Here is a 24,891-nt window from a genome sequence, read left to right as displayed (position 1 = left end):
CCAGGAGAACCGATGACCACCACTGCGCCCGCGACCACCATCTGTCCCCGCTCGGACTTCGACGTGTACACCGACTCGGCGCTACTCGACCCCTGGCCGGGCTACCGCGAGCTGCGTGACGCCGGCCCACTGGTGCACCTCGACCGCTACGGCATGTTCGCCGCCACGCGCTACGACACCGTGTCGCACGTCCTGCGCACGCCCGAGGTCTTCCCCTCCGGCGAGGGCGTGATGATGAACGACGAGATGAACCAGGTGCTGCGCGGCAACACGCTGTGCAGCGACGGTGAGGCGCACGACGCGTCCCGCCGGGTGATCGCCAGACCGCTCACCCCGAAGGCCCTGCGCCCGCTGCACGACGAGATCCGTGCGGAGGCGCGCGGGCTGGTCGACCGGTTGACCGCCCGAGGGTCCTTCGACGCCGCCGGCGACCTCGCGCACCACCTGCCGGTCACCATCGTGTCGAACCTCGTCGGTCTGCCGGAGGAGGGCCGGGAACGCATGCTCGTCTGGGCCTCGGAGATGTTCAACTGCTTCGGACCGATGAACGAGCGGACGCAGAGGTCGCTGTCCGTGCTCGGCGAGATGATGGAGTACGCGACCACCCAGGCCGTGCCCGGCAAGCTCAAGCCCGGAAGCTGGGCCGAGGCCGTGCACGACGCCGCAGCCCGCGGCGAGGTGGACCCGGGCAAGTGCCCGGTCATGATGATCGACTACATGGGTCCGAGCCTGGACACCACGATCTTCGCCATCTCCAGCGCGGTGTGGCTGTTCGCGGAGAACCCCGACCAGTGGGACCTGGTGCGCGAGAACCCGTCGCTGGTCCCGTCGGCGATCAACGAGGTGCTGCGGATGGAGGCACCGATCCAGGACTTCTCCCGCAGTGTCGCCGTGGACCACGAGATCGACGGCGTGCTGCTGCCCCGGGGCTCGCGGGTGATCGCCTTCTACGGCGCGGGCAACCGCGACGAGCGGCACTACCCGGATCCGGACCGCTTCGACGTGACCCGCAACCCGACCGACCACCTCGGCTTCGGTGCCGGGCCGCACGCGTGCGTGGGCATGAACCTCGCGCGGCTGGAGATGCGGGCGCTGTTCGAGGCACTGGCGGAGAAGGTCACCCGTTTCGAGGTCCAGCACTCCGAACGCGCCCTGCACAACATCCTGCGCGGCTTCACCCGCCTCGACGTCACCGTCCACTGATCCCGGGAGGAACCATGCCGAAGATCACCTACAGGGTCGGCGGGGACAGCACGACCGTCGACGCAGCAGTCGGTACCAGCCTCATGCAGCTGGCCTTGCAGAACGCGGTGAGCGGCATCGTCGCCGAGTGCGGCGGCAACGCGATGTGCGCCACCTGCCACGTCTACGTCGAGGACGGGCCGGTCGACCGGCTCGCGGACGTCGGCGCGGCCGAGGACGAGATGCTGGACTGCACGATGTCGCCGCGCGAGCCGAACAGCAGGTTGTCCTGCCAGATCCCGATGACCGACGAGATCGACGGACTGGTCGTCCGGGTCGCCGACGAGCAGCACTGAACAGAGAGCGCACATCGTGACGAGCTTCCAGCACACCGCCCACCCGACCCGTGTCGTCTTCGGCACGGGAACCCTCGACAGGGTCGCGGACGAGGTCGAGCGGCTCGGCCGGGGCCGGGTCCTGGTCCTGGCCTCCGCCGACCTGGCCGCCGCGGGCGACCGCATCGAGAAGGTCCTCGGACCCCTCGTGGTCGCGCGGTTCGACGACGCCGCGATGCACACGCCCGTCGAGGTCACCGCCCGGGCTCTGGAGGTGATGCGCGGAGCCGGGGCGGACTGCGTGGTCGCCGTGGGCGGCGGCTCGACCACGGGCCTGGCCAAGGCGCTGGCCGTGCGCAGCGGGGTGGACCAGGTGATCCTGCCGTCCACCTACGCCGGCTCCGAGGTCACCCCGATCCTCGGCGAGACCGCGGACGGGCGGAAGACGACCCGGTCCTCGCCGGACATCCTGCCCGAGACCGTGATCTACGACGTCGACCTGTCGGCCGGGATGCCGGTGCCGATCGCGGTCACCAGTGCGGTCAACGCGCTGGCCCACGCCGTCGAGGCTCTCTACTCGCCCGACGTCGACCCGATCGTCGAGTGGCTCGCGCTGGACGCGATCACCCGGCTGGGCCGCGGGCTGCGCAGGCTTCCCGCCGAGCCGCACGCACAGGAGGTCCGCGAGGACCTGCTGCACGGCGCGTGGCTGGCGGGCACCTGCCTGAGCGCCGTCGGGATGGGCCTGCACCACAAGCTCTGCCACACCCTGGGCGGCAGCTTCGACCTGCCGCACGCACCGGTCCACGCCGTGGTGCTGCCCCACGCACTGGCCTACAACGCCGCGGCGGCCCCGGACGTCGTGCGGCGCATCGCCGCGGCACTCGACGTCATCGACCCGGGTGATGTCCCCGGTGCGGTGCACGACCTCGTCCTCCGGGCAGGCGGGCCCGTCGCGCTGAGCGAGCTCGGGATGGCCGCCGGCGACCTGGAGCGGGCCGTCGACCTCGCCGTCGAGCACCCTTATCCGAACCCGGCGCCGCTCACCCGTGCCGGCATCGCCGCGCTCCTGCGCGAGGCGTGGGAGGGGAACCGCCCGGCGACCGCCGACGGGGTGCGGACCACCAGGATCACCCGGACCGTGCTCGACACCCTGTCGGGAACACCCGACCCGCGGCTGCACGCGCTGATGTCCGACCTCGTGAAGCGGCTGCACGCGTTCGCGGTGGACAACGACCTCACCCAGGCGGAGTGGGAGCAGGGCATCGACTTCCTGACCCGCACCGGACAGATGTGCAGCGACGTCCGCCAGGAGTTCGTGATGCTCTCGGACACCCTGGGCCTGTCCAGCGTGGTCGACGTGCTCGCCAACTCCCGCACCCCGGACAGCACGGCCTCGGCGGTCCTCGGCCCCTTCTACCTCGAGGGTCCCCCGGAGCTGCCGCAGGGCGTGGACATCACGGGCGGCTTCGGAGGAACCCCGCTCCACGTCGACGTCCACGTCACCGACACCGACGGACGGCCGGTCGCCGACGCGGTGGTCGACGTGTGGCAGTCCGACGAGGACGGCTTCTACGACCTCCAGCTCCCGGAGCTCGACGGGCCGGTGCTGCGTGGACGACTGCGCACGGATGCCGACGGGCGGCTGCGGTTCTGGTCGATCGTGCCGTCGGAGTACCCGCTCCCGATGGACGGCCCGGTGGGCGCGATGCTCACGGCGACCGGGCGGCACGCCTACCGGGCGCCGCACATGCACTTCATGATCGACGCGCCCGGCCGACGGCAGCTGATCACGCAGCTGTTCCCCGTCGGTGGGCGCTACCTCGACTCCGACGCGGTGTTCGCGGTGAAGCCGGACCTGATCGTCGACTTCGCGGCGCGCAGCGGTCCGACACCGGACGGGCGCGAGGTCGCGGGGGAGTGGCGGGAGCTGACCTTCACCTTCCGGCTCGGCGCGGACGCATGAGCCGAGTCTCCCGTGCCGACGCGGTCGTCGTCGTCGTCGGTGCCGGTCACGCCGGGGTGCAGGTGGCCGACTCGCTCTGTGAGGGTGGGTACCACGGGCCCGTCCTGCTTCTCGGGGACGAGCCGGGTCTGCCCTACCAGCGTCCCCCGTTGTCCAAGGACGTCCTGAGCGCGCGCGACGAGCCCGGTCTCCTGCCGCTGCGCGGGGAGCGCCACTTCGCCGACCGGGGGATCGACTACCGGCCCGATGCCGTCGTGACCGGGATCGACCGGGCCCGGCGCACCGTTCTGCTCGCCTCCGGACAGGAGATCGGCTACGCGTCGCTCGTGCTCGCCACCGGCGCGGCGCCCCGTCCGCTGCAGGTCGAGGGTTCGGAACGCGCCGGGGTCCTCCCGCTGCGCTCCCTCGCCGATGCTCGGGCACTGCGGGCGGCACTGCAGTCGGCCCGCACCGCCGTGGTGGTCGGGGCGGGGTTCATCGGCCTGGAGTTCGCCGCTGCCGCCCGCAAGCGCGGAGTCGACGTCGCGGTGTTCGAGTCCGGGGACCGGGTGCTCGCCAGGGCCGTGTCGGTCGGGACGAGCCTGCACATCATGCAGGTGCACCGCGCCATGGGCACCACCGTGCTGGTGGGGGAGGGTCCGGTTCGGCTCGAGGGCGCCGGCGGCGCTGACGGCGCCGTGCGCGCCGTCGTCGGCTCACGCGGCAGCCGGCACCCGGCGGACCTGGTCGTCGTCGGGATCGGCGTGCGGCCCCGCGACGACCTGGCGCGGGGTTGTGGTCTCGCCGTCGACGACGGCGTCGTGGTGGACGAGCACCTGCGCACCACCGATCCGGCGATCTTCGCCGTCGGCGACTGCGCGCGGTTCCCGTCCCCGGCCGGCCCGTTGCATCGCCTCGAGTCGGTGCAGAACGCCACGGCCCAGGCCCGCCACGTGGCCCGGGTGATCCTCGGCGCCGGCACCGCCGCCTACGTGGAGCTGCCGTGGTTCTGGAGCGTCCAGGGCCCGGTCACCCTCCAGATCGCCGGTCTCGCCGTTGCGGACGACGAGAGCGTGACCAGTGGTTATCCCGACGGTGGGGGGTTCTCCGTCCTCCGGTTCCGCGGCGACCGGTTGATCGCCGTCGAGTCGGTGAACCGTCCGGCGGATCACGCAGCGGCCCGACGGGTGCTCGCGGGGACCGAGCGGCCCACGGCGGCTCAGGCTGCGGCTCCCGGGTTCTGCCTCAAGGAGCACGCCGGCCGCGCCGTCGCCGCGGTCCGCCGACCCCACGGCCTCGCCGGCTGACGAGCCGGTCCAACCGGAGCGGTTCTCTCGCGCAGCAACGGGAGCACCTCCTCACCGGCACGTGGCTGCGTGGTCGATCGGAGAGGAGCTCGTCCGATGCCTGCACCCAAGCCGCCGGAGTTCCGCCGCCGGGCCGCGTCGACGGCACGACCAGCGACGAACGGGCCGAGTCGGTCGAGCTGCGCCGCCGCGACCGCGTCCTGGAGATGGAAGTAGGGATCCTCAAGCGGGCCGGCGCCTACTTCGGCCGGGACCGCCCACTCCCGGCCCCGCCCGACGACCTGGTGCGACGCCGATTCGTCGCCGAAGCGCCGGATCAGCTGTGGGCCACCGACATCGCCGAGCACCCGACCGCTGGGATTCAAGCCGCGGGCGGGAAGGTGTACCGCTGCGCGGTCATCGACGCCTGCTCACGGATGGTCGTGGGGCTGGTCGATCGCCGATCACCTGCGCACCGAACTCGTCGTCGACGCCCTGCAGACGGACACCTGGAGACGCCGCCCGGCCCAGGTTCGATCGTGCATCCGGACAGAGGATCCCCGTACACCTCGTGGGTGTTCGGGCACCGGCTCCGTGAGGCCGGCCCGCTCGGGTCGATGGACCGGGTCGCCTCCAGCGTGGACAACACGATGATCGATCGGCGATCCCTGAGTGGATCGAGGCCTGGTACAACCCGCGCCGACGCCACACCAGCATCGACGATCTGTCCCCGGCCGCGTTCGAGGACCTTCACAGACCTGCCGCTACCGCGGCATGATCAGCGCACCGTCCGTGTCCGGAGAACCGGGTCAGGCTCCAACCTCTGCCACCGCGTGCCGAATCGGGCGCGCGTCCTCGGTGCAGGTCAGCAAGCACGGTCATCGTTCGGTTTCCACCCGAGCGCAGGTCCGAGGTGGGTGGCCATGTCGGTGAGGATCTGGACGTAGTCGGCGTGGTCGAAGCTGAACGGCAGGGCGAAGACGACCTCGCGTACCTCGCGGAACGCCGCGTCGGCGTAGAGCCGTTCCGCGATCTCCTGCGACGTCCCGAGGACGTCGGGCGCCGCGAGCAGGCCCGGGCCGGGCGGGCCCGACGGCGCGGCCGTCCGCGGGGTCCGCTTCTCGACGTAGGCCTGGTACCGGGCCCGCTGCTCCGGGGTCGCGGTGTCGGTGGGGATCACGACGAGTCCCTGGGAGACCCGCGCGGCGTCGCCGTCGGGGTGGTGCTGCCTGAACAGCGCGATCTGGCGCTGCTGGACGGCGGCGAAGTCCCACCGGCCGTCGGCCTCGAGGTCCGACGGCTCCGGCTTGATGATGTTGCTGGTGAGCAGGTTCAGGCCCTGTTCGGCCGCCCACCGGGTCGACCGGCTGCTGCCCGAGCCGTACCAGATGCGGTCGATGAGACCGGGGGAGTGCGGCTCCACGCGTGCGGAGAACTGCTCGAAGCCCGCGGTGCCGGTGAAGGTGCTCACGGGGTCGCCGGCGATCATGCGCAGCAACCGCGCGACCCGTTCGGAGGACAGGTCCTCGGCCTCGGCGGTGTCGGGGTAGAGCGCGCCCTTGACGTTGTCCCAGTGGATCGGTGGGCCCACCGAGAAGCCGGGTTCCAGACGGCCGCCGGAGAGGATGTCGACGGTGGCGAGGTCCTCGGCCATCCGCAGCGGGTTCTCCCAGCCCAGCGGGGTCACCGCCGTCCCCATCGCGATCCGGCTGGTGCGCTGCGAGGCCGCGGCCATGATCGCGATGGGCGAGGAGATGCCGGTCTGGAAGTGCCGGTGGCGCAGGTAGGCGCTGTCGAATCCGAGCTGCTCACCGAGCTCGATGACCTGCAGCACGTTCTCGTGCCCCGGCGCCGGGTCGTCACCGTCGAACAGGCCGATGGTCAGGAAGCCGAGCTTCTCGAGCGGGACGTCGGGGGTCGGCATGCGGATCTCCTTCTGTGACGACCTCTCGGCCAACGGGGCTACCGCGCTCGTTGTTCCATCTCGGCTGCGACGCGGACCCGGCTCCCTCAGCCGGCCGTACGGATGCGGGAGCGATCCGCGACGACCCTGCTGATCTGCCGTGCCTGTCAACGCGCGGAGACGGGTGGTCAGCGGTGGAGCCATCCGATCCGCTCGGGATGCGTGCGCGGTGCGTCGAGTGCCTGGAACACGAGCATGGAGCCGCCGCCCAGCACCCGGCAGCCCGGTCGGGCGTCGCCGAGCACGGAGGCGCGGGCGCGGTGGTCACCGGTGCCCCGGGGAAGGAGCCGGGGGGCGCGCTCGCCGAGCGCCGCCACGGTCTCGGCGAGCCGGGTGAGGGAGCGGATCGTCTCGTCCGGGTCGGTCAGGTTCGAGGCGACCACGAGCTCGTCCGCACCGGTCGCGCCGCCGCCCGTCCGACGACCGCAGCCGAGCTGTTCCGCGGCGCTCAGGCCGTCTCGCCGGGTGCGGCACCGCCCTCGTCGTAGGCGCGGCGCGCCTCCGCGATCGTGTCGTGGTGGCGCTCCGCCCACCTGGTCAGGACGACCAGCGAGGAGCACAGCTCGATGCCGATCGGGCTGAGCGAGTACTCCACCGTGACCGGCACGGTCGGGTGGACCGTGCGGACCAGCAACCCGTCACGCTCGAGGCTGCGCAGCGTGCGGGTCAGCATGCGCCGGCTGATACCTCGGATCTTCCGCTCGAAATGCGTGAAGCGGACGGGCCCGTGCGCCGCGGCCAGGAGGATTCCGATGCTCCACTTGCCGCTGACCTGCTCGACGACCTCGCTCAGGGCGCACGCCGCGCCTCCCGACAGGCTGTCGTCGCTTTCGGTGTCCGGCCGCATGCGCTGATCAGACCTCCGAACGGGGACGGTGTGCGTCGCTACCCAGCGTAACTCGGGTGCCGAGGTCGTCCCAGCCCGTCCCGGGCCGTTCACACCTCGTCGAGCGCCGCCACCGGGGCGTCGGCCGGGGCCGGCGTGGCCCGGAGGATCAGGGCGGCGAGGACGGCTCCGACGAGGGTGACGGCAGCCGCCACCCACGACGCGTCGCGCAGCCCGGCCACGACGACGTCGGGCCCTGCTGCCGGGCCGACCCCGGCGGTCGCCACGGCGACGAGTGCGGCGAGGCCGACCGCCGACCCGATGTACTGCGAGGTCGACGCCAGCGCGGCGGCCACACCCTGCTGCTCGGCGGGCACCCCGGTGGCCACCGCGATGAACAGGGGCGGGAACGACAGGCCCGCGAACGTGCCCCAGAGCAGGACCGCGGGCAGCGTGGCCCAGTAGCCGGCACCGACCGACATGCCCAGTGCCATCGCCACCATCGACGCGGCGACGCCGGTCATGCCGACGACCAGCGTGGTGCGGATGCCGAAGCGGCCCAGCAGCAGCGGCACCAGCAGGATCGACGCCGCGATGCTGCACAGGCTCAGCGGGAGGAACGCGAGACCGGCCTGCAGGGGCGAGTAGCCCAGCACGTCCTGCAGGTAGGTGGTGAACAGGTAGTACAGCGTGCCGATGGTGCCCATGAAGACGAAGACGACCGTGACGGCGGCGAGGACGTTGCGGTTGGCGAACAGCCGCAGCGGCACCAGCGGATCGCGGGTGCGCGCCTCGACGACGACGAAGAGGGCGAGCAGGACGGCGCCGACCAGCAGCGCCCCCGCACCCGGAGCGCTCAGCCAGCCCGCCTCGGGCCCGGACACCAGCCCGAGCACCACGAGCGTCGCCCCCGCCGTGACGAGCAGGGCGCCGGGCAGGTCGAAGTTCCGCGCGCCCGCTGCGGGCACGTCGGCGGCGAGCAGCACCGGGGTCGCGACGAGTGCCACGAGCACGAGGGGGACGTTCACGAGGAACACCGACTCCCAGCCCAGCAGGCTGGTCAGCACACCACCGCCCAGCGCGCCGATCGCGGCCCCCGAGGCGCCCGCCGCACCCCAGACGGCCATGGCCCGGTTGCGCTCGGTCCCCTCCGCGAAGTGCGAGGAGATCAGCTTGAGCGTCGCCGGCGTCAGCAGCGCCGCTCCCAGCCCCTGCACGGCGCGCGCCGCGACTAGTGCGGTCGGGCCGTCCGCCAGCCCGGCGGCCAGCGAGGACGCACCGAACAGGGCGAGGCCCACCACGAACACCCGCCGGGCCCCGAGCCGGTCCGCCGCCCGCCCGCCCAGGAGCAGGAAGCCGCCGAACACGACCGTGTAGGCGCTGACCACGGTCTGCAGGGACACGTCGGAGAAGCCCAGGCTGCGGCCGATGTCAGGGAGTGCGACGAAGACGATGTCGAAGTCGATCGCGGTCATGAACTGCGCGAAGGCGAGCAGGGCGAGGGTGCGGCCCGGTCGGTGGGTGGATCCGTTCCTGGTGGGGGTCACGACACTGTTCTCTCGTCGGGTCCGAGGTGGCGCGGAGACGCCTTCCGACCGCCGATGGTGGTCGCCCGCAGGTCGACCGGGAAGGAGGCACATCGGTGTCCCCCCGGAACACGGATGTGACCGTCGAGGTGGGGGGCCCGGGCGGCTGCGGTGGTGTGGCCGGAACGACAACCCCTGGTCGGGAGCCTGTACCGGTCGGTTCCGCCGGTCACCGGCCGATGGGTGTGCGGTGGGCGCGTCCGCCGCAGCCTGGGTCCGTCCCAGCACCGAAGGTCGTCGCCACGGAGGTCTGACCCTGCTGCTCCTCGGTGCCGTCGGGCACCACGTCCTGCGGGGCGACCCGTCGTCGACCGGCTTCGCGAGGTGCTGAGCGGCGCGGTGGACGCCGCCGGGGCGCCGGACGGGCTCGGGGTGGCGCTCCCGGCCTCGGTGGACCGCATCAGCCGGCCGAACCGTCCGCACCGGATCGGGTTGGACCGGGCGGATCTCGTCGCGGGCGCCGTCCCGGGGGTACCTGTCCGGTACGGGGACGACGGCGATCGGGCTGCACGCGAACCTGGCCCGGGCCGACCACGCCCGGGTCGTGGTGGTCAGCTCGGTGGGGCACCTCGACGGAGAGGTTCTGTTCGACGACATCGACTTCGAGCGGTACCCCCACGACCCGTCATCCTGTTCGCGGTCGAGGCGGCCCACCGGTGGGCGGCCGACGGGATCGCCGTCAACGCCCTCACGCCCGGCCGGATCGCGACCGGCCTCATGCGCCACCTCGACGTGGTGCCGGACGCCCCGGGCGCGTTCCGGGCCGACACTGCGGAGATCGCGTGGAAGTCGATCCCGCAGGGCGCTGCGACGTCGGTCCTGCTCGCCGCCTCCCCACTGCTCGCCGCCTCCCCACTGGTCGTCGCCGCCCCCTACTGGTCGAGGGGGTCACCGGGCGCTGCTTCGAGGACTGTGTCGAGGCCGGGCCGGCGGTGAGTCAGCCGCCGGAGACCATCCGGAGGGCGAGTCCGGCGTAGTGCTCGCCGAGCTCGTCCGGGTCGTCGTCGCCGCGGTACCAGCGGGCGACGTCGACGCAGAGCGACAGCAGCGCGCGCCCGGTACGGGCGACGTCGGTGACGGTGAAGGTGCCCGCCGCCGCACCGCGTGCGAGCACGTCGTCGATCAGCGCCTGCGTCGTCCGGCGGATCTCGAGGACCGGGGTGAGGTGCTCACCGGACAGCGAGTACAGCTCGTAGTGCACGATCCGCGCGACGCGGTGGTGTCGCGCGTGCCAGGCGGTGAACTCGCGGACGAGCGCCGCGAGCTGGGGGCCGGGCCGGTCCGACGACGCGATCGCGGCCTGCAGTGCGTCGACGGCGCGCTGGTGGCCGGTGAGGCAGACGTCGAACAGCAGCTCCTCCTTCGACCGGTAGTGGGCGTACATGGCCCCGGTGCTCATCCCGAGCCTCGTGGCGATGTCGCGCGTCGTGGTCGCGTGGTAGCCGCGCTCGGCGAACAGGGCGATCGAGGCCAGCAGCACCTGCTGCGAGGCCGGTGCACGGGGGCTGTCGGCCCACCAGTCGTGCACGAGCTGGAGGTCGTCGCCGGCTCCTGGCCACCGGTCATCCCCGGCGGTCGTCATGCCGTCCTCCTGCTCGTGCGTCCGACGGGCCGTTGACAGCCGTCCGACGGCCCTCGCATACTTGCATAACGAGCGCTCATTGTCTCATTCCGCGGGAGCAGATGTGGACCAGGTCGAGGCACGCATCACGGCAGCTCCGTCAGCGGCCTCCTGTGCAGGCGGATGCGTTGCTGCGCGTCCACCACCTTGACCTTGAGCAGCTCGCCGATGGCGGTGAGGTCGTCGTTGCGCATCCGGTAGGCCGGGATGCACACCGAGAGCGCGGCCTGGGGGCGGCCCCGGTCGTCGAGCACGGCCGCACCGACGCCCCCGACCTCGGCCCGGTAGGCGCCGCGGTTGATCGCGAAGCCGCGCTGCCGCACGCGCTGCAGCTCGGCCCGCACCGCTCCGGGGTCGGTGAGGGAGCGCTCGGTGTACGGGGGCAGCGCGGCGTCCAGCACCCAGTCGAGCGCCTCGGACGGCAGGGCGGCGAGCTGCGCCAGGCCGGGCGACACGCAGTGGGCGGGCGAGCGACCGCCCAGCGTGCTGACCGAGTGGACCGGCTTCGGCGAGATCAGCTGGTCCACGTAGACGACGTGGCGCCCGCGCAGGATCGTCAGGTGGACGGTCTCGCCGGTCGCGTCCTGCAGTTCCTCCAGTAGCGGCCGCAGCAGGTGTCGCAGGCCCTGTCCCAGCTGGTCGGGCGGCACGAGGCTCAGCAGCGCGGGTCCGAGGCGGTACCGCATCTCCTCGTCCTTCTCGACCCATCCGCGCTCGGTCAGCGTCTTGGCCAGACGGAACGCGGTGGTCTTGCCGGTGCGCAGGCGGTCGGCGAGCTGCGTGACGGTGAGGCCGCTGTTCTCCGCGAGCAACTCCAGCAGCGTCAGGGCGCGGTTCACCGACGACAGCGTGTCCGACTGCTCCCTGTTCTCCATGGCGGCACCTTATACGGAAGATCTGTTCCTGCATACGGAACGATCGTTGCCGCCATGCGCAACTGGTTCGTACCTTCCCGTTCCACCACTGGGCACGGCTCTCGCGACGAGGAGGTCGCCTTGAACGGCACCACAGGGACGGCGGACGGCAAGAAGGTCCGCGCGGCCGGCATCGCGTCCATCACCGGATGGGCGCTGGACCTCTACGACCTGACGATCATCCTCTACCTGGCCTCCACCATCGGGCCGCTGCTGTTCCCCTCGGACAACCCCACGCTGCAGCTGACGTTCGTCTACGCGTCGTTCGCAGTCACCCTGGTCTTCCGGCCGCTCGGGTCAGCCCTGTTCGGCGGCTACGCCGACCGCAACGGGCGCAAGCGGGCGATGCTCGTGGCCATCGTCGGCGTCGGCGTCTCGACGGCGCTCATGGGCCTGGTCCCGACCTACGCCACCGTCGGGGCGCTGGCGCCGGTGCTGTTCCTGGCGCTGCGGGTCGTCCAGGGCGTGTTCGTCGGCGGCGTGGTCGTGTCGACCCACACGCTGGGCACCGAGACCGTCCCGGCGCGCCACCGCGGGCTCATGTCCGGAGTGGTGGCGGGCGGCGGCGCCGGAGCGGGCGCGGTGCTCGCCTCGGCGATGTACTTCGTCGTCGCCTGGCTCGTGCCCGGGCCGGCGTTCGCGGAGTACGGCTGGCGGATCCTGTTCCTCACCGGCCTGCTCACCGCGCTGTTCAGCCTCTACGTCTACCGGCGCACCGACGAGTCACCGCTGTGGACGGGGAAGCAGGCCGCGCGAGCCACGCCGCTGCGCGACCTCCTCAGCGCCCGCTACCGCACCGGCTTCCTGCTCAACGTGGCCGTCGCCGCCGGTGGCGCCACCACCTACTACCTCACGCTGGGTGTCTTCCCGACCTTCCTCGAGGCCAACGTGGGCTTCAGCAGGACCACCGCCGCGGTCGTGCTCGTCGTCGCCAACATCGGGGTGATCGCCGGCGGCGTCCTCGGTGGCCACCTCAGCGACCGCTACGGCCGACGCGCGGTCTTCCTCGGGTTCGGCCTGCCCAACGTCGTGCTCCTGCCCGTGCTCTACCTCTGGCTGGGGTCACTGCAAGGCGGTGACGTGGTCCTGGCCGCGGCGATCGCCGCACTCATGGCGGTCACGATGATGGCCGCCTCGGCACCGATCCTGATCTTCCTCAACGAGCGCTTCCCGACCGAGATCCGGGCCACCGGCACGGGCCTGTCGTGGAACCTCGGGTTCGCCGTCGGCGGCATCACCCCGTCGATCGTGATCGCGCTCAGCCCCCAGGTCGACGACATCCCGGTGCGGCTGGTCATCGGTGTCGCCCTCGCCACGATCGTGCTGATCCTCGGCGTCCTCGCGGTGGGCGAGACCAAGCACCTCGGACTGGGTGAGCACGCAGCCTCCGAACCCGGTGACCGGACGACCCCGGGGCCCTCCGGTACGCCCCTCCCCGTCGTGACCGACGCCGACGCGACCCCCTGAAGGACAGGATCCGACATGCCGATCATCGCCGTCACGCACGCCTCGCCGCTGACCCCCGAGCAGGTGGAGGAGCTGGTCGCGACCCTGACCGACGCCTACGTCTCGGTGGCGCAGGCGAAGGCCGAGACCGTCCACGTCCTGGTCGACCGGGTCGACCCGCAGCACTGGGGCGTCGGCGGACGGACCCTCGCCCGCAGGAACGCCTGATGTCGCAGCCGACCCGCACGACGGACCGCCCCGCGGTCGTCCTGCTGCACAGCCTGGGCACCGACCGCCGCCTCTGGCGCCACCAGGTGCCCGCGCTCGCGGCGGACCACGATGTGCTCACGCCCGAGGCACGGGGCCACGGCGGGCAGCCGTGGACGTCGGGCCCGACCACGACCGACTGGGTCGATGACCTCGCCGCCGCGCTCGAGGGACGGGGCCCGGTGCACCTCGTCGGGCTGTCGATGGGCGGGCTGCAGGCCGTCGCCTTCGCCGCCGCGCACCCGCAGGCCGTCCGCAGCCTCGTGGTCGCGAACTCCTTCGCCCACCTCCCCGACGACGTCGCGCAGGCCCGGGTCGCCGCCGCCACGGCGGGCGTGCGCGACGGGATGGCCGCCTACGCCGACCGGTACCTGGAGCAGACCCTCACGCGCCGGGTCGACGACGCCGACCACGACGCGCTGCGCGGCGCCATCGCCTCGATGCACCCGCAGGCCTACCTGCAGGCGGCCGAGACGACGTTCCGGGCGGACCTGCGGCCGTCGCTGACCGGCATCACCGCACCCTGCCTCGTGGTGGCCGGCGAGCTCGACGAGAAGACACCGCTCGCGCGGTCCGAGGAACTCGTCGCGGGCATCGACGGCGCCACGCTCGCGGTCGTCCCCGCGGCCGGGCACCTCTCGTGCATCGAGAACCCGGGCGCGTTCACCTCGACCGTGCGCGGGTTCCTGCACGCCGTGGACGCCGACCAGGTCCGGGGTGCGGCATGAGGACCACGCTCGTCACCGGAGGGGCCAGCGGCATCGGGCGGGCCGTCGTCGACGCCCTGCGCGCAGACGGCCACGACGTCCTCGTCGCCGACCTCGCGGAACGGCCCGAGCACGAGCGGCCCGAGGCCTACGTCCGCGTCGACCTCGGCACCGCCGACGGCATCGACACCCTCGTCGCCTTCCTCGACGGCCGGGAGGTCCACGACCTCGTGCACTGCGCCGCGGTCGGGCAGTGGTCGTCGTTCCGGGACACCCCGCGACCGGTGTGGGAACGGATCCTGCGCACCAACCTCGACGGCACCATCGGCGTCGCGCAGGCGGTCGTGCCGCTCATGCCCGACGGCGGCCGGATCGTGCTCTTCGCCTCCGGCACCGTCTTCAAGGGACCGAAGAACCTGTTCGCCTACGTCGCCTCCAAGGCCGGCGTCATCGGCTTCGCCCGCTGCCTCGCCGACGAGCTCGGCGACCAGCAGATCACCGTCAACGTCGTCAGCCCCGGCATCACCGCCACGCCCATGATCACCGACATGGCCCACACCGAAGAGGCCAACATCGCCGGCCGGGCGATCAAGCGCCGCGCCCTGCCCGAGGACCTCGTCGGCCCCGTCCGGTTCCTGCTCTCCGCGGGGGCCGCGTTCGTCACCGGCCAGACGCTCTGCGCCGACGGCGGGTCCGTCAAGCACTAGGCCCGTCACGTACTGGCCCCCTCGCCCGATCGGAAGGACGCTCGTGAACACCACCCACCAGACCAGGACGGTCGTCGCCGGCGGGTTCCGCACCGCCTACCTCGAGGCAGGCGACCCCGCGGCGGAGACGGTCGTGCTCATCCACGACGGCGGCTTCGGGACGACCGCCGACCTGTGCTGGGGCGACATGATCGCCCCGCTCACGCAGCGGTTCCACGTGCTCGCGCCCGAGCTGCTCGGCTGGGGCGGCACCGACAAGGTCGTCTTCCTGGACCGCTCACCCTACGAACCCCGGGTCGCCCACATCGCCGCGTTCTGCGCGGAGCTGGGCGTCGAGCGGGCGCACTTCGTCGGCGCCTCGTTCGGCGGCTCCCTCGTCCTGCGGGCGCTGTCCGACCCGGCCCGGCCCTGGCCCGTGGAGCGCGCCGTCAGCATCTCGGGCACCGGCGGGCCCTACCGGCTCCCGCAGGGGGCGGCGGCGCTCGCGGAGTACACCCCGAGCCTGGACGACGCCGCCCGGATGACCGCGCTCGTCGTCCGCAGCCTCGACGGCCTCGACGAGCACGTGCGCACCCGATACGAGAACAGCCTCGTCCCCGGGCACTGGGAGGCGCTCAACGCCCCCCGGCTCAGCAACCCGTCGGTGCGGCGGAACCTGCCGCCCGACCCGTTCCTCGACCGGTGGGCGGCGGTCACCACGCCGGTGCTGCTCGTCGAGGGACGCCACGACGTGCTGCTCGAGCACCACTGGTCGGACAAGCTCGCCGACCTCGCGCCGGGGGCGCGCGCGGTCGAGGTCGATCACGCGCACGAGCCCAACATCGAGGCACCGGCCGAGACCGCGCGCCTCGTCCTCGACTTCCTCACCGGAGTGCCGTCATGACCTCCACCACCCCCGTCCCACCCCTGGCGACCGGCGACGGGCGGCACGACGGCTTCCCCCCGGTCCGGGAGGACGACGCGTTCCTCGAGCAGGCCGTCTCCGAGGCCGAGCTGCCGGCGCTGCTCGCCGCGCTCGCCCTCGTCACCGGCGATACCGCGCTGCTCGAGGACGGGGTCAAGCCGCCGCTACCGCCGATGGACTCGACGATCGCCCCGCAGGGCGGCATGAGCGCCGCCGCTCAGCAACGGGCCCGCGAGCTCGCCGTCGGCGCGCTCAAGGCCTTCCGCGACGGCGGGTCGGTCCCCGCGCCCGACCCCGGCCCCGAGCTGCTGGGCGCCGTCATGCGCTTCGTCACCAAGGACGCCGGCGACGAGTACCTGCCGCTGCTGCGCCACGAGCTCGGCCTGGCCGGCGATCTGGGCGCCCCCACCTGGCACAAGGACGACACCGCCCCCGCGACGCCGTTCTCCGTCGCCGTCATCGGCGCCGGGATCTCGGGCCTGGCCGCCGCGCACCGCCTCCAGCAGGCCGGCGTCGACCACGTGGTGTTCGACAAGAACCCCGAGGTCGGCGGGACCTGGTGGGAGAACGTCTACCCCGGCTGTCGCCTCGACACCCCGAACTTCGCCTACAGCTACTCCTTCGCCCAGAAGCCCGACTGGCCCGACCAGTTCTCGCGCCGGCAGCAGATCGAGGACTACCTGCGCGACGTGGCCACCGACTTCGGCCTGCGCCCGCACATCCGCTTCGACACCGAGGTCCTCGCGGCGAGCTGGGACGAGGCCGAGCACCTGTGGACGCTCACCACCCGCACCGGCGACGAGCCGCCGGCGACCAGCCGGTTCCACGCCGTCGTCTCCGCCGTCGGGCAGCTCAACCTGCCCAACATCCCCGACATCCCGGGCCGCGACACCTTCGCCGGGCGCTGGTTCCACTCCTCCCGCTGGGACCCCGCCGTCGACGTCACCGGCCTGCGGGTCGCCGTCGTCGGCACCGGCGCGAGCGCGTACCAGATCGTGCCGTCGGTGGTCGGCGCCGTCGCCGGGCTGACGGTGTTCCAGCGCAACGCCCCGTGGATGCTGCCGACGCCCGGGTACCACCGGGAGACCCCGCCCGGCATGCACTGGCTGCTGCGCCACGTGCCGCACTACGGGCGGTGCTACCGCTTCTGGCAGTTCTGGCTCGCGTCCGAGGGGCGGCTGCCGTTCGTGGAGGCCGACCCGGAGTGGACGGAGGAGGGCAGCACCTCGGCCCGCAACGCCGAGCTCCGCCGTCAGCTCCTGGGCCACCTCCGCGCGCAGGTCGCCGACCGCCCGGACCTGCTGGCGAAGATGACGCCGACCTACCCGCCCGGGGCCAAGCGGATGACCCGGGACAACGGCGTGTGGGCGGCGGCGCTCAAGCAGCCGCACGTCGACCTCGTCACCGAGGCGGTCACCTCGATCGTCCCGGAGGGGATCGTCACCGCCGACGGCGTGCTGCACGAGGTGGACCTCGTCGTCTACGCCACCGGGTTCCGGGCCTCGGACTACCTGGAACCGATGACGGTCACCGGCCGCGACGGCGTCGACCTGCACGAGTCGTGGGACGGCGACGCCCGGGCGCACATGGGCGTCACGGTGCCGGGGTTCCCGAACCTGTTCCTGCTGATGGGGCCCAACACCGGTGTCGTCGTCAACGGCAGCTCGCTGTTCATGGCCGAGTGCGCGACCGAGTACGTCCTGGAGTGCCTCGGGGAGCTGCTGCGCCGCCGCGCGCAGTCCCTGGAGCCCACGCGGGAGGCGACCGACGCGTTCTGCGCCTGGGTCGACGAGGGCAACCTGCGCCGGGCGTGGGGGGTCGCGGACGTGCACACCTGGTACCGCAACCGCCACGGCCGGGCGTCGCAGGTGTGGCCGTACTCGCTCGTGGAGTTCCACCGGCGCACCCGCCGGCCCGACCTCTCCGCCTTCACGGTGCGGGGCGGCGGGGAGGAGACGTCGTGACCGGCGCTCTGCGCGTGGTGGCGCGCTGTCAGGTGGCCGACGACGTCCTCGCGGTCACCCTCGCCGACCCGCACGGCGACCGGCTCCCGCCCTGGACGCCGGGCGCGCACCTCGACCTCCTGCTGCCCACCGGGCTCGTCCGCCAGTACTCGCTGTGCGGCGACCGGTGGGACGGCCACCACTACCGGATCGCGGTCCTGCGGGTGATCGACGGTCGCGGCGGCTCCGCGTGGATCCACGACCACCTGCGGGAGGGCGACGTCCTGCCGTTCGGCGGGCCGCGCAACCACTTCCCGATGGCGCCGTCCACGAGGTACCTCTTCGTCGCCGGCGGCATCGGGATCACCCCGTTGCTGCCCATGATCGACCAGGCGGTGCGGTCGGAGCGGCCCTGGCGGCTGCTCTACGGCGGTCGCAGGCGCACCTCGATGGCCTTCCTCGACCGCCTCGAGGCGCTCGGCGGGCAGGTCGAGGTCGCCGCACAGGACGAGGTCGGCGTGCCGGACGTCGCCGCGTGGCTGGGCGCGCCCGACCCGGGAGCCACGGTGTACGGGTGCGGCCCCGCGGGGCTGCTCGACGCCACCGCGGCCGCCTGCGCGCAGTGGCGACCGCAGGCGCTGCGGACCGAGCGGTTCGTCGCCGAGGTGCAGGACCGGGCGGAGGACCACCCGTTCACCGTCGTCCTGCGGCGCTCCGGCACCCGCCTGCGGATCGACCCCGGCACGAGCGTGCTCGACGGGCTGCGCGACGCGGGCGTCGCGGTGCTCACGTCGTGCCGGCAGGGCACCTGCGGCACCTGCGAAGTGGCGGTGCTCGACGGGCTTCCCGACCATCGCGACAGCGTGCTCGACGCCGTCGACCGCGAGGCCGGCGACAGCATGATGGTCTGCGTATCCCGCGCCCGCACGGACTCCCTCACCCTCGACCTGTGACGCGAACGGACCTCCGATGACCACCCTGCGCAGCGACGCGGCCGCCGTGCCGTCGATCGACCTCGACCCGTACGCACCGGAGCACCTCGTCGACCGCACGGCGTTCCTGACCGCGGTGCGTGAGACCGCCCCGCTCGTGCACCTCGGCGCGCACGACGTGTTCGCCACCGGGCGCTTCGACGTGGTCCGCGAGGTGCTCGCCAACTGGCAGCAGTTCCAGGTCGGGGCAGGCGTCGGGCTGGCGAACTTCCACACCGAGGTGCCGTGGAGGCCACCGGCGACCCCCACCGAGGCCGACCCGCCCGCGCACGACGCGCCCCGGCGCGTCCTCACCGACGTCCTGGGCGCCCGCACGCTGCGCCGGTTGCGCGAGACCTGGCAGGCCGAGGCCGACGAGCTCGTTGACCGGGTGCTGGCCGGGGGAGGCGAGGTGGACGCCATGGCCGACCTCGCCTCGGCCTTCCCGCTGAAGGTCTTCCCCGACGCGGTCGGGCTCCCCCCGGACCGGCGCGACGACCTGCTCGCCTACGGCGACCTCGTCTTCAACGCCTTCGGCCCCCGCAACGCGCTCTTCGAGCGAAGCGCCGCGCGGCTCGGCGAGCTGTCCGGGTGGATCACCTCGCTGTGCGCGCGCGAGAACCTCGACCCGGCCGGGTTCGGGGCGCAGATCTGGGCGGCGTCGGACCGCGAGGACATCACCGCCGAGCAGGCTCCGCTGGTCGTCCGCTCCCTGCTCTCGGCCGGGATCGACACCACCGTGCACGGCATCGCCTGGATCCTGCACGCCTTCGCCACCCACCCCGAGGAGTGGGACCGCCTGCGCGCGGCACCCGAGCTCGCCCGCCGCGCGTTCGACGAGGCGGTGCGGTGGGCGTCGCCGCTGCAGGTCGTCTTCCACACGACCGCAGAGCCCGTCGAACTCGCCGGGGTACGACTCGGGAAGCACCGCAAGATCATGCTGCTGCTCGGCGCGGCCAACCACGACCCGCGGCGCTGGGAGGACCCCGGCCGATTCACCCTCGACCGCGACCCGTCGGGCCACCTCGGCTTCGGCATGGGCCTGCACCAATGCGTGGGCCAGCACGTCGCACGGATGGAGGCCGAGGTCCTGCTCACCGCACTGGCCCGCCGGGTGCGGCGCCTCGAACCCGCCGCACCACCACGGCGGGGTGTGAACAACACACTCCAGGTGTGGGAGACCCTGCCGCTGCGGCTGACGAAGTAGGGGGTGAGACACGGAGTCGAGTGACTGACGCAGCCACGACGACCAGGCAGGCGTAACCGCCGGGTCGCAGGCCGGACAGGACCGGCCCGGACCAGGACCAGAGCGGCCTCGTGGTCCTCGACGGCCCCGGCATGACCTGCGCCGCGACCGGGTCTGGCCGCGCTTGCGCAATCGCCGGACCGGATCCCGGTCGAGCAGGTGCCCGCGCAGCCGGTCGGTGTGGTCGGTCTGCGGGTCGCTCACGAACGCTGCCGCCGGGTCGTCACCCCGGCTGGATGCGGGCTGCCGCCGGCGCGGCCGCCCTCTGATCCGCGCTACGGGAACCGGAGGTCGAGCAGTGCGTTCTCGATGACCTCGGGTAGCGCGGGGTGGATCCAGTACTGACCCGTCGCCACCGTCCGGGCATCCTGCCCGAACGACATGGCCTGGATGAGGGGCTGGATGATCGACGGGGCTTCCGGGCCCATCACGTGCGCACCCAGCAGCCGACCCGTCGACCGGTCCGCGATGATCTTGCAGAAGCCGGTCGTGTCCTCCATGGCCCATCCGTAGGCGACGTCGCCGAACATCTGCACGCCGACGGTCACGTCGAGGCCCTGTTCGCGGCACTGCTGCTCGGTCAACCCCACAGCGGCGATCGGTGGCTCGGTGAACACCGCCGACGGCACGAACCGGTGATCGACCGCCCGCGGATCGTCCGGGTGCAGCAGGTTGTGCGCGACCACGCGCTTCTCGTGGTTGGCGACGTGCTTGAGCTGATAGGGCGAGCTGACGTCCCCGAGGGCGTAGACGCCGTCGACGGATGTGCGCTGCTGGGCGTCGACGGCGATCCGGCCGTCGGCGTGTACGTGGATGCCCGCTCGGTCCAGGTCCATCTCGTCGCTGTTGGGCCGCCGGCCGGTCGCGATCAGGAGTGCGTCGCCCGAGACGGTCGTGCCGTCCGTCAGGTCCAGATGGACCTCGGACTCGTCGCCACGCACGGCCAGCACCTCGTGGCCGAGGTGGACGTCCCAGCTCCGCTGCGCGAGGGCGGTGAAGGCCGTGGCGACGGACTCGTCCTGCTGCCGCAGGAGCAGGGGACCGCGCGTCACGACCGAGACCGCGCTGCCCAGTGCGGAGAACACGTGCGCGAACTCGGCACCGATGTAGCCGCCGCCGAGGATGACGAGCCGTTCCGGGAGCGCCGAGAGGCGCATGATCGATTCTGCGGTGTGGTGGGGCACCCCGGACTCCGCGACGACCGTAGGGATCTCCGGGCGCGCGCCCGCGGCGATCACGATCCGGTCGGCGGTGAAGTCGTCGCGCCCCGAGCCGTCCGAGCGTTCGACCTGCATCGCCTTCGGACCGGTGAACCGGGCGTGGCCGAGGTAGGCGGTCACGTTGGGCGTCCGCACCGGATCCATCCGGTACTCGCGCACGCTCTCCGAGATCGGGTCGATGCGGTTGAACACCCGTTCGCGGATGTCGTTCCAGCGGACCTTGTCCACCGTGGCGTCGATGCCCAGGCGGTGAGCCCGTCGCACCATGTCGGCGACGTGGGCGGCGTAGACGTACATCTTCGTGGGGATGCAGCCGGCGTTGAGGCAGGTGCCGCCGAACCGGGCCCGCTCGACGACGGCCACATCGAGACCGTCGAAGCGGCTGTCGATCATCGAGCTTCCGGAGCCGGCGCCGATGACGGCGAGGTCGTGGTGACGCATGGGAGCACGGTACACACGATCCCTCACCGGGCAGCAATTGACTTCTAAATAGCTTAGCGCTACGTTACCGACGGAGTTGCCGTGTGAGTTCTCACACAAGGCGTGGCGGTCGACCCGCCCGTGACGGCAGTCCTCTCGCAGAGCGCGACGGCAACGTCGCCGAGCCCAGGGAGAAGTGAGTGACCAAGCGAATCGGCATCATCGGAGCGGGGACAGCGGGCCTGCAGCTGGGGCTGTACCTGCGCCAGCACGACATCGAGGCGACGATCTTCACCGATCGCACGCCCGAGGAGTACGCGTCCTCGAGGCTGCCCAACACGGTCGCGCACCACGCGGTGACGGTGAAGCGCGAGAAGGCACTCGGTCTCGATCACTGGTCAACCGACGACTACGGCTACTTCGGTCACCACTACTACCTCGGTGGGCCGGAGCCGCTCACCTTCTACGGCGACTACGAGGCGCCGAGCCGCGGGCTCGACTACCGCATCTACCACCCGCGCCTCATGGAGGACTTCGTCAACCAGGGTGGCAAGATCGAGTACCGCACGCTCGACGACGACGACGTGCCGAAGCTGTCGGCGCAGTTCGATCTCCTCGTCGTCTGCACGGGCAAGGGCACGTTCGGCCGGATGTTCGCCCGCGACGTCGCGCACTCCCCGCACGACAAGCCCCAGCGCGCGCTGTGCGTGGGTGTCTTCAAGGGCATCAGCCAGCTCCCGACCCGCGCGGTCGTCTGGTCGGCCTCCCCGGGTGCCGGCGAGATGATCGAGATCCCGTTCCTGACCTTCGGCGGCATGGCCAGCGCGCTGGTGTTCGAGAACCACATCGGCAGCGACCTCGAGGTCCTGCGGCACACCCGCTACGACGAGGACCCGAAGGCGTTCATCAAGCTGACGCTGGACAAGCTGCGCACGCACTACCCGATGACCGCGGAGCGGGTCGACGAGAGCGAGTTCGACCTGGCCAACGGCCCGCTCGACATCCTGCAGGGCGGCGTGGTCCCGATCGTCCGCGAGACCCACGTGACGCTCGACGACGGCACCATCGCCCTCGCACTGGGTGACGTGCACGCCACCGTCGACCCGGTACTGGGTCAGGGCGGCAACATGGCCTCCCACGCCGCCTGGATCCTCGGCGAGGAGATCGCGGCCCAGGACGTCTTCGACGGCCGGTTCGTCGAGGTCGTCGACGCCCGGCGCCGTGACCGCGTGCTCGCGGCGACCCGGTGGACGAACTTCATGCTGCAGATGCTCGACACGCTCCCGCCGGAGTTCCAGGCGTTCATCGGTGCGCTGAGCCAGAACCGGACGCTCGCCGACGAGTTCACCGACAACTTCAACTTCCCCGAGCGGCAGTGGGACGTCTTCGCCCACCCCGAGCGCATCGGGGCGTGGCTGAGCAAGGACCGCACCGCCCGCGAGCTCGTCGCGGCCGGCTGACCGAGACCGACACACAACACCAGTGGGAGCGACCCCCTCCGGCGTGTCCCCGCGCGCCGGAGGAGGTGAAGGGAGATGCACGTGACCAAGCGAATCGGGATCATCGGTGCGGGTACCGCGGGCCTACAGCTCGGCCTCCACCTGCGCCGGCACGGAGTCGACGTCACCATCGTCACCGACCTGGCGCCGGACGACTACGCCGGGTCGCGTCTCCCCAACACCGTCGCTCACCACGCGGTGACCGTCGAGCGTGAGCGGGCCCTCGGTGTCGACTTCTGGCCGACCGAGGACCACGGCTACTTCGGCCACCACTACTACGTGGGCGGCCCGGAGCCGCTGCGGTTCTACGGCGACTACAAGTCGCCGAGCCGGGCCGTCGACTACCGGATCTACCACCCCCGGCTCATGGAGGAGTTCCTGGACCGGGGCGGGAAGATCGAGATCCGGCAGATCGTGCACGACGACGTCGCGCCCCTGGCCGCCCGGTTCGACCTGCTCGTCGTCTGCACGGGCAAGGGGCCGTTCGGGCAGATGTTCGGCCGGGTCCCCGAGCACTCGCCGTTCGACCGGCCCCAGCGCCAGCTCTGCGTCGGGGTGTTCCGCGGCATCAGCCAGCTGCCGACCCGCGCGGTCGTCTGGTCCGCCTCACCCGGGGCGGGCGAGATGATCGAGATCCCGTTCCTGACCTTCGGCGGCATGGCCAGCGCCCTGGTCTTCGAGAACCACCCCGGCGGTGACCTCGAGGTGCTCGCCCAGACCCGGTACGACGACGACCCCAAGGCCTTCAGGGCGCTGGCCCTCGGCAAGCTCCGGGCGCACTACCCGATGACGGCCGAGCGGATCGAGGACGAGCGCGATTTCGACCTCGCCAACGGCCCGCTCGACATCCTGCAGGGCGGCGTCACGCCCGCCGTGCGTCGCTCGCACATCGTCCTCGACAACGGCGTCCTGGCCGTCGCGCTCGGCGACGTGCAGGCCACGGTCGATCCGGTGCTCGGCCAGGGCGGGAACATGGCGTCCTACGCCGCGTGGATCCTCGGTGAGGAGATCGTCGCGCAGGACGTGCTCGACCACCGGTTCGTCGAGCACGTCGAGCACCGCCGCGGGGACCGTGTCCTCTCGGCGACCCGCTGGACCAACTTCATGCTGGACACGCTGCGGACGCTGCCGCCCGAGTTCCTGGGTTTCGTGCAGGCCATGAGCCGCAGCCGCCCGCTCGCCGACGAGTTCACCGACGGCTTCAACTACCCCGAGCGACAGTGGGACCGTTTCGCCTCGCCGGGCCGCACCGCCGCCTGGGTCGCTGAGACGGCCTCCGCAACGGACGACGCCGCCGTACCGGCTCTCGTCGGCTGAACAACTCGAAAACGAACACGTCGAGGACGGTGTAGTCGCGATGTTGACATTGGATTCCCAGCAGTTCCGCCAGCAGGTCGGGCAGTTCGCCACCGGCGTCGCGGTGATCAGCTGCACCGACCCCGAGATGAGCTGCACCGAGTTCGACTACGCGGTGCACGGGGCCACGGTCAACAGCTTCACGTCGGTCAGCGTGAAGCCACCGACGGTCATGGTGTCCCTCATGGCCGGCCGAGCCCACCAGTTCATCACCGGCAACGGTCACTTCGGGGCGAGCGTCCTGACCGAGGAACAGCAGCACTGCTCGGACTACTTCGCGGGCAAGCGCTACGCCGACACCCCGGAGTTCACCATCCGTGACCGGGTCCCGACGCTGGTGGACTGCCTCGCGTGGTTCGAGTGCGAGGTGATCCAGAGGTTCGAGGTGCACGACCACACGGTCTTCGTCGCACGCGTCCTGGCCTGCGGCAGCAACGGCGGATCTCCGCTGCTGTTCTTCGGCAGTCAGTACCACAGGCCCGCGTTGGGCCGGTCCAGGACGTCCTGAGCGGACCCGCACCTCGCGAACCCCGACACCCCCTGGCGA

At 72.1% G+C, this 24,891-nt stretch carries 23 protein-coding genes; 16 read left to right on the top strand and 7 right to left on the bottom strand.

Translation table 11 applies throughout. From position 1 onward, the window contains the following. Nucleotides 1–12: 12 nt before the first annotated feature. From I4I81_RS11435 to I4I81_RS11420, 4 genes are read left to right on the top strand one after another with little or no spacing between them, the layout of a single operon-like run. Complete coding sequence (locus tag I4I81_RS11435; protein WP_218600780.1) at nucleotides 13–1,203, top strand: cytochrome P450; 1,191 nt, start codon at nucleotides 13–15, stop codon at nucleotides 1,201–1,203. A 14-nt stretch (nucleotides 1,204–1,217) separates the two neighbouring features. Then, a complete protein-coding gene (locus tag I4I81_RS11430; RefSeq protein WP_218600779.1) occupies nucleotides 1,218–1,538 on the top strand; it encodes a 2Fe-2S iron-sulfur cluster-binding protein in 321 nt (106 codons plus the stop codon). A 16-nt stretch (nucleotides 1,539–1,554) separates the two neighbouring features. Next, complete coding sequence (locus I4I81_RS11425) at nucleotides 1,555–3,483, top strand: maleylacetate reductase and hydroxyquinol 1,2-dioxygenase domain-containing protein (RefSeq protein ID WP_218600778.1); 1,929 nt, start codon at nucleotides 1,555–1,557, stop codon at nucleotides 3,481–3,483. Further along, nucleotides 3,480–4,769, top strand: coding sequence for an NAD(P)/FAD-dependent oxidoreductase (locus I4I81_RS11420; protein ID WP_218600777.1), 1,290 nt, complete (start codon nucleotides 3,480–3,482; stop codon nucleotides 4,767–4,769). The genes I4I81_RS11425 and I4I81_RS11420 overlap by 4 nt, the downstream gene beginning before the upstream one ends. 844 nt (nucleotides 4,770–5,613) lie before the next feature. Here I4I81_RS11420 and I4I81_RS11415 read toward each other — a convergent pair. The 4 genes from I4I81_RS11415 to I4I81_RS11400 all read right to left on the bottom strand — a co-directional run bounded on the left by I4I81_RS11415 (nucleotide 5,614) and on the right by I4I81_RS11400 (nucleotide 9,084). Next, complete coding sequence (locus I4I81_RS11415) at nucleotides 5,614–6,672, bottom strand: LLM class flavin-dependent oxidoreductase (RefSeq protein WP_218600776.1); 1,059 nt, start codon at nucleotides 6,670–6,672, stop codon at nucleotides 5,614–5,616. A 167-nt stretch (nucleotides 6,673–6,839) separates the two neighbouring features. After that, complete coding sequence (locus tag I4I81_RS11410) at nucleotides 6,840–7,094, bottom strand: hypothetical protein (RefSeq protein WP_218600775.1); 255 nt, start codon at nucleotides 7,092–7,094, stop codon at nucleotides 6,840–6,842. Nucleotides 7,095–7,159: 65 nt separating this feature from the next. Then, nucleotides 7,160–7,558 (bottom strand): winged helix-turn-helix transcriptional regulator, encoded by a 399-nt coding sequence (locus I4I81_RS11405; RefSeq protein ID WP_218600774.1) that lies wholly within the window; start codon nucleotides 7,556–7,558, stop codon nucleotides 7,160–7,162. An 89-nt stretch (nucleotides 7,559–7,647) separates the two neighbouring features. After that, entirely contained in the window at nucleotides 7,648–9,084 is a 1,437-nt protein-coding gene (locus I4I81_RS11400; protein WP_226363885.1) for an MFS transporter, read from the bottom strand. A gap of 756 nt (nucleotides 9,085–9,840) precedes the next feature. Here I4I81_RS11400 and I4I81_RS11395 point away from each other — a divergent pair. Beyond that, the gene (locus tag I4I81_RS11395) at nucleotides 9,841–10,059 is read left to right on the top strand and encodes a hypothetical protein (RefSeq protein ID WP_218600772.1); all 219 of its coding nucleotides are present in this window, start codon (nucleotides 9,841–9,843) and stop codon (nucleotides 10,057–10,059) included. 1 nt (nucleotide 10,060) lies between these two features. Here the strand turns inward: I4I81_RS11395 and I4I81_RS11390 are convergent, their stop codons facing one another. Then, on the bottom strand, nucleotides 10,061–10,705 hold the full coding sequence (locus tag I4I81_RS11390) for a TetR/AcrR family transcriptional regulator (RefSeq protein WP_218600771.1): 645 nt from the start codon (nucleotides 10,703–10,705) through the stop codon (nucleotides 10,061–10,063). Nucleotides 10,706–10,830: 125 nt separating this feature from the next. After that, a complete protein-coding gene (locus I4I81_RS11385; RefSeq protein ID WP_218600770.1) occupies nucleotides 10,831–11,619 on the bottom strand; it encodes an IclR family transcriptional regulator in 789 nt (262 codons plus the stop codon). Nucleotides 11,620–11,739: 120 nt separating this feature from the next. Here I4I81_RS11385 and I4I81_RS11380 point away from each other — a divergent pair, with 120 nt between their 5' ends. Genes I4I81_RS11380 through I4I81_RS11345 form a run of 8 tightly spaced genes read left to right on the top strand, consistent with a single transcriptional unit; the run spans nucleotide 11,740 to nucleotide 19,810 of the window. Further along, nucleotides 11,740–13,125 carry an MFS transporter gene (locus I4I81_RS11380; protein WP_225924545.1) on the top strand — a complete coding sequence of 462 codons (1,386 nt, stop codon included), beginning with the start codon at nucleotides 11,740–11,742 and terminating at the stop codon, nucleotides 13,123–13,125. Nucleotides 13,126–13,140: 15 nt separating this feature from the next. Then, nucleotides 13,141–13,332, top strand: a complete 192-nt coding sequence (locus I4I81_RS11375; protein WP_218600768.1) for a tautomerase family protein — start codon at nucleotides 13,141–13,143, stop codon at nucleotides 13,330–13,332. Further along, a complete protein-coding gene (locus tag I4I81_RS11370) occupies nucleotides 13,332–14,099 on the top strand; it encodes an alpha/beta fold hydrolase (protein WP_218600767.1) in 768 nt (255 codons plus the stop codon). Before I4I81_RS11375 ends, I4I81_RS11370 begins: the two co-directional genes overlap by 1 nt. Continuing rightward, nucleotides 14,096–14,785, top strand: coding sequence for an SDR family NAD(P)-dependent oxidoreductase (locus I4I81_RS11365; RefSeq protein WP_218600766.1), 690 nt, complete (start codon nucleotides 14,096–14,098; stop codon nucleotides 14,783–14,785). The genes I4I81_RS11370 and I4I81_RS11365 overlap by 4 nt, the downstream gene beginning before the upstream one ends. A gap of 43 nt (nucleotides 14,786–14,828) precedes the next feature. Further along, entirely contained in the window at nucleotides 14,829–15,668 is an 840-nt protein-coding gene (locus I4I81_RS11360) for an alpha/beta fold hydrolase (RefSeq protein ID WP_218600765.1), read from the top strand. Continuing rightward, nucleotides 15,665–17,653, top strand: coding sequence for a flavin-containing monooxygenase (locus I4I81_RS11355; protein WP_218616027.1), 1,989 nt, complete (start codon nucleotides 15,665–15,667; stop codon nucleotides 17,651–17,653). Before I4I81_RS11360 ends, I4I81_RS11355 begins: the two co-directional genes overlap by 4 nt. Further along, entirely contained in the window at nucleotides 17,650–18,585 is a 936-nt protein-coding gene (locus I4I81_RS11350; RefSeq protein ID WP_218600763.1) for a PDR/VanB family oxidoreductase, read from the top strand. Before I4I81_RS11355 ends, I4I81_RS11350 begins: the two co-directional genes overlap by 4 nt. Before the next feature lie 16 nt (nucleotides 18,586–18,601). Beyond that, a complete protein-coding gene (locus I4I81_RS11345) occupies nucleotides 18,602–19,810 on the top strand; it encodes a cytochrome P450 (RefSeq protein WP_218600762.1) in 1,209 nt (402 codons plus the stop codon). A gap of 314 nt (nucleotides 19,811–20,124) precedes the next feature. Here the strand turns inward: I4I81_RS11345 and I4I81_RS11340 are convergent, their stop codons facing one another. Further along, nucleotides 20,125–21,510: a mycothione reductase gene (locus tag I4I81_RS11340; RefSeq protein WP_218600761.1), complete on the bottom strand. Its 1,386-nt coding sequence runs from the start codon at nucleotides 21,508–21,510 to the stop codon at nucleotides 20,125–20,127. Nucleotides 21,511–21,689: 179 nt separating this feature from the next. Here I4I81_RS11340 and styA (I4I81_RS11335) point away from each other — a divergent pair, with 179 nt between their 5' ends. The 3 genes from styA (I4I81_RS11335) (at nucleotide 21,690) to styB (ending at nucleotide 24,852) form a co-directional block, all read left to right on the top strand. Further along, entirely contained in the window at nucleotides 21,690–22,949 is a 1,260-nt protein-coding gene (styA, locus tag I4I81_RS11335; RefSeq protein WP_218600760.1) for a styrene monooxygenase subunit StyA, read from the top strand. 81 nt (nucleotides 22,950–23,030) lie between these two features. Next, nucleotides 23,031–24,305 (top strand): styrene monooxygenase subunit StyA, encoded by a 1,275-nt coding sequence (gene styA, locus I4I81_RS11330; protein ID WP_226363884.1) that lies wholly within the window; start codon nucleotides 23,031–23,033, stop codon nucleotides 24,303–24,305. Nucleotides 24,306–24,345: 40 nt separating this feature from the next. Then, a complete protein-coding gene (gene styB, locus I4I81_RS11325) occupies nucleotides 24,346–24,852 on the top strand; it encodes a styrene monooxygenase NADH-dependent flavin reductase subunit StyB (protein WP_218600758.1) in 507 nt (168 codons plus the stop codon). Nucleotides 24,853–24,891 lie beyond the last annotated feature (39 nt).

Source organism: Pseudonocardia abyssalis (assembly GCF_019263705.2).
In the GTDB taxonomy this organism is placed as follows: domain Bacteria; phylum Actinomycetota; class Actinomycetes; order Mycobacteriales; family Pseudonocardiaceae; genus Pseudonocardia; species Pseudonocardia abyssalis.
The sequence above is the reverse complement of the archived record's forward strand: the minus strand, read 5'-3'. Positions and strand labels throughout refer to the sequence as shown.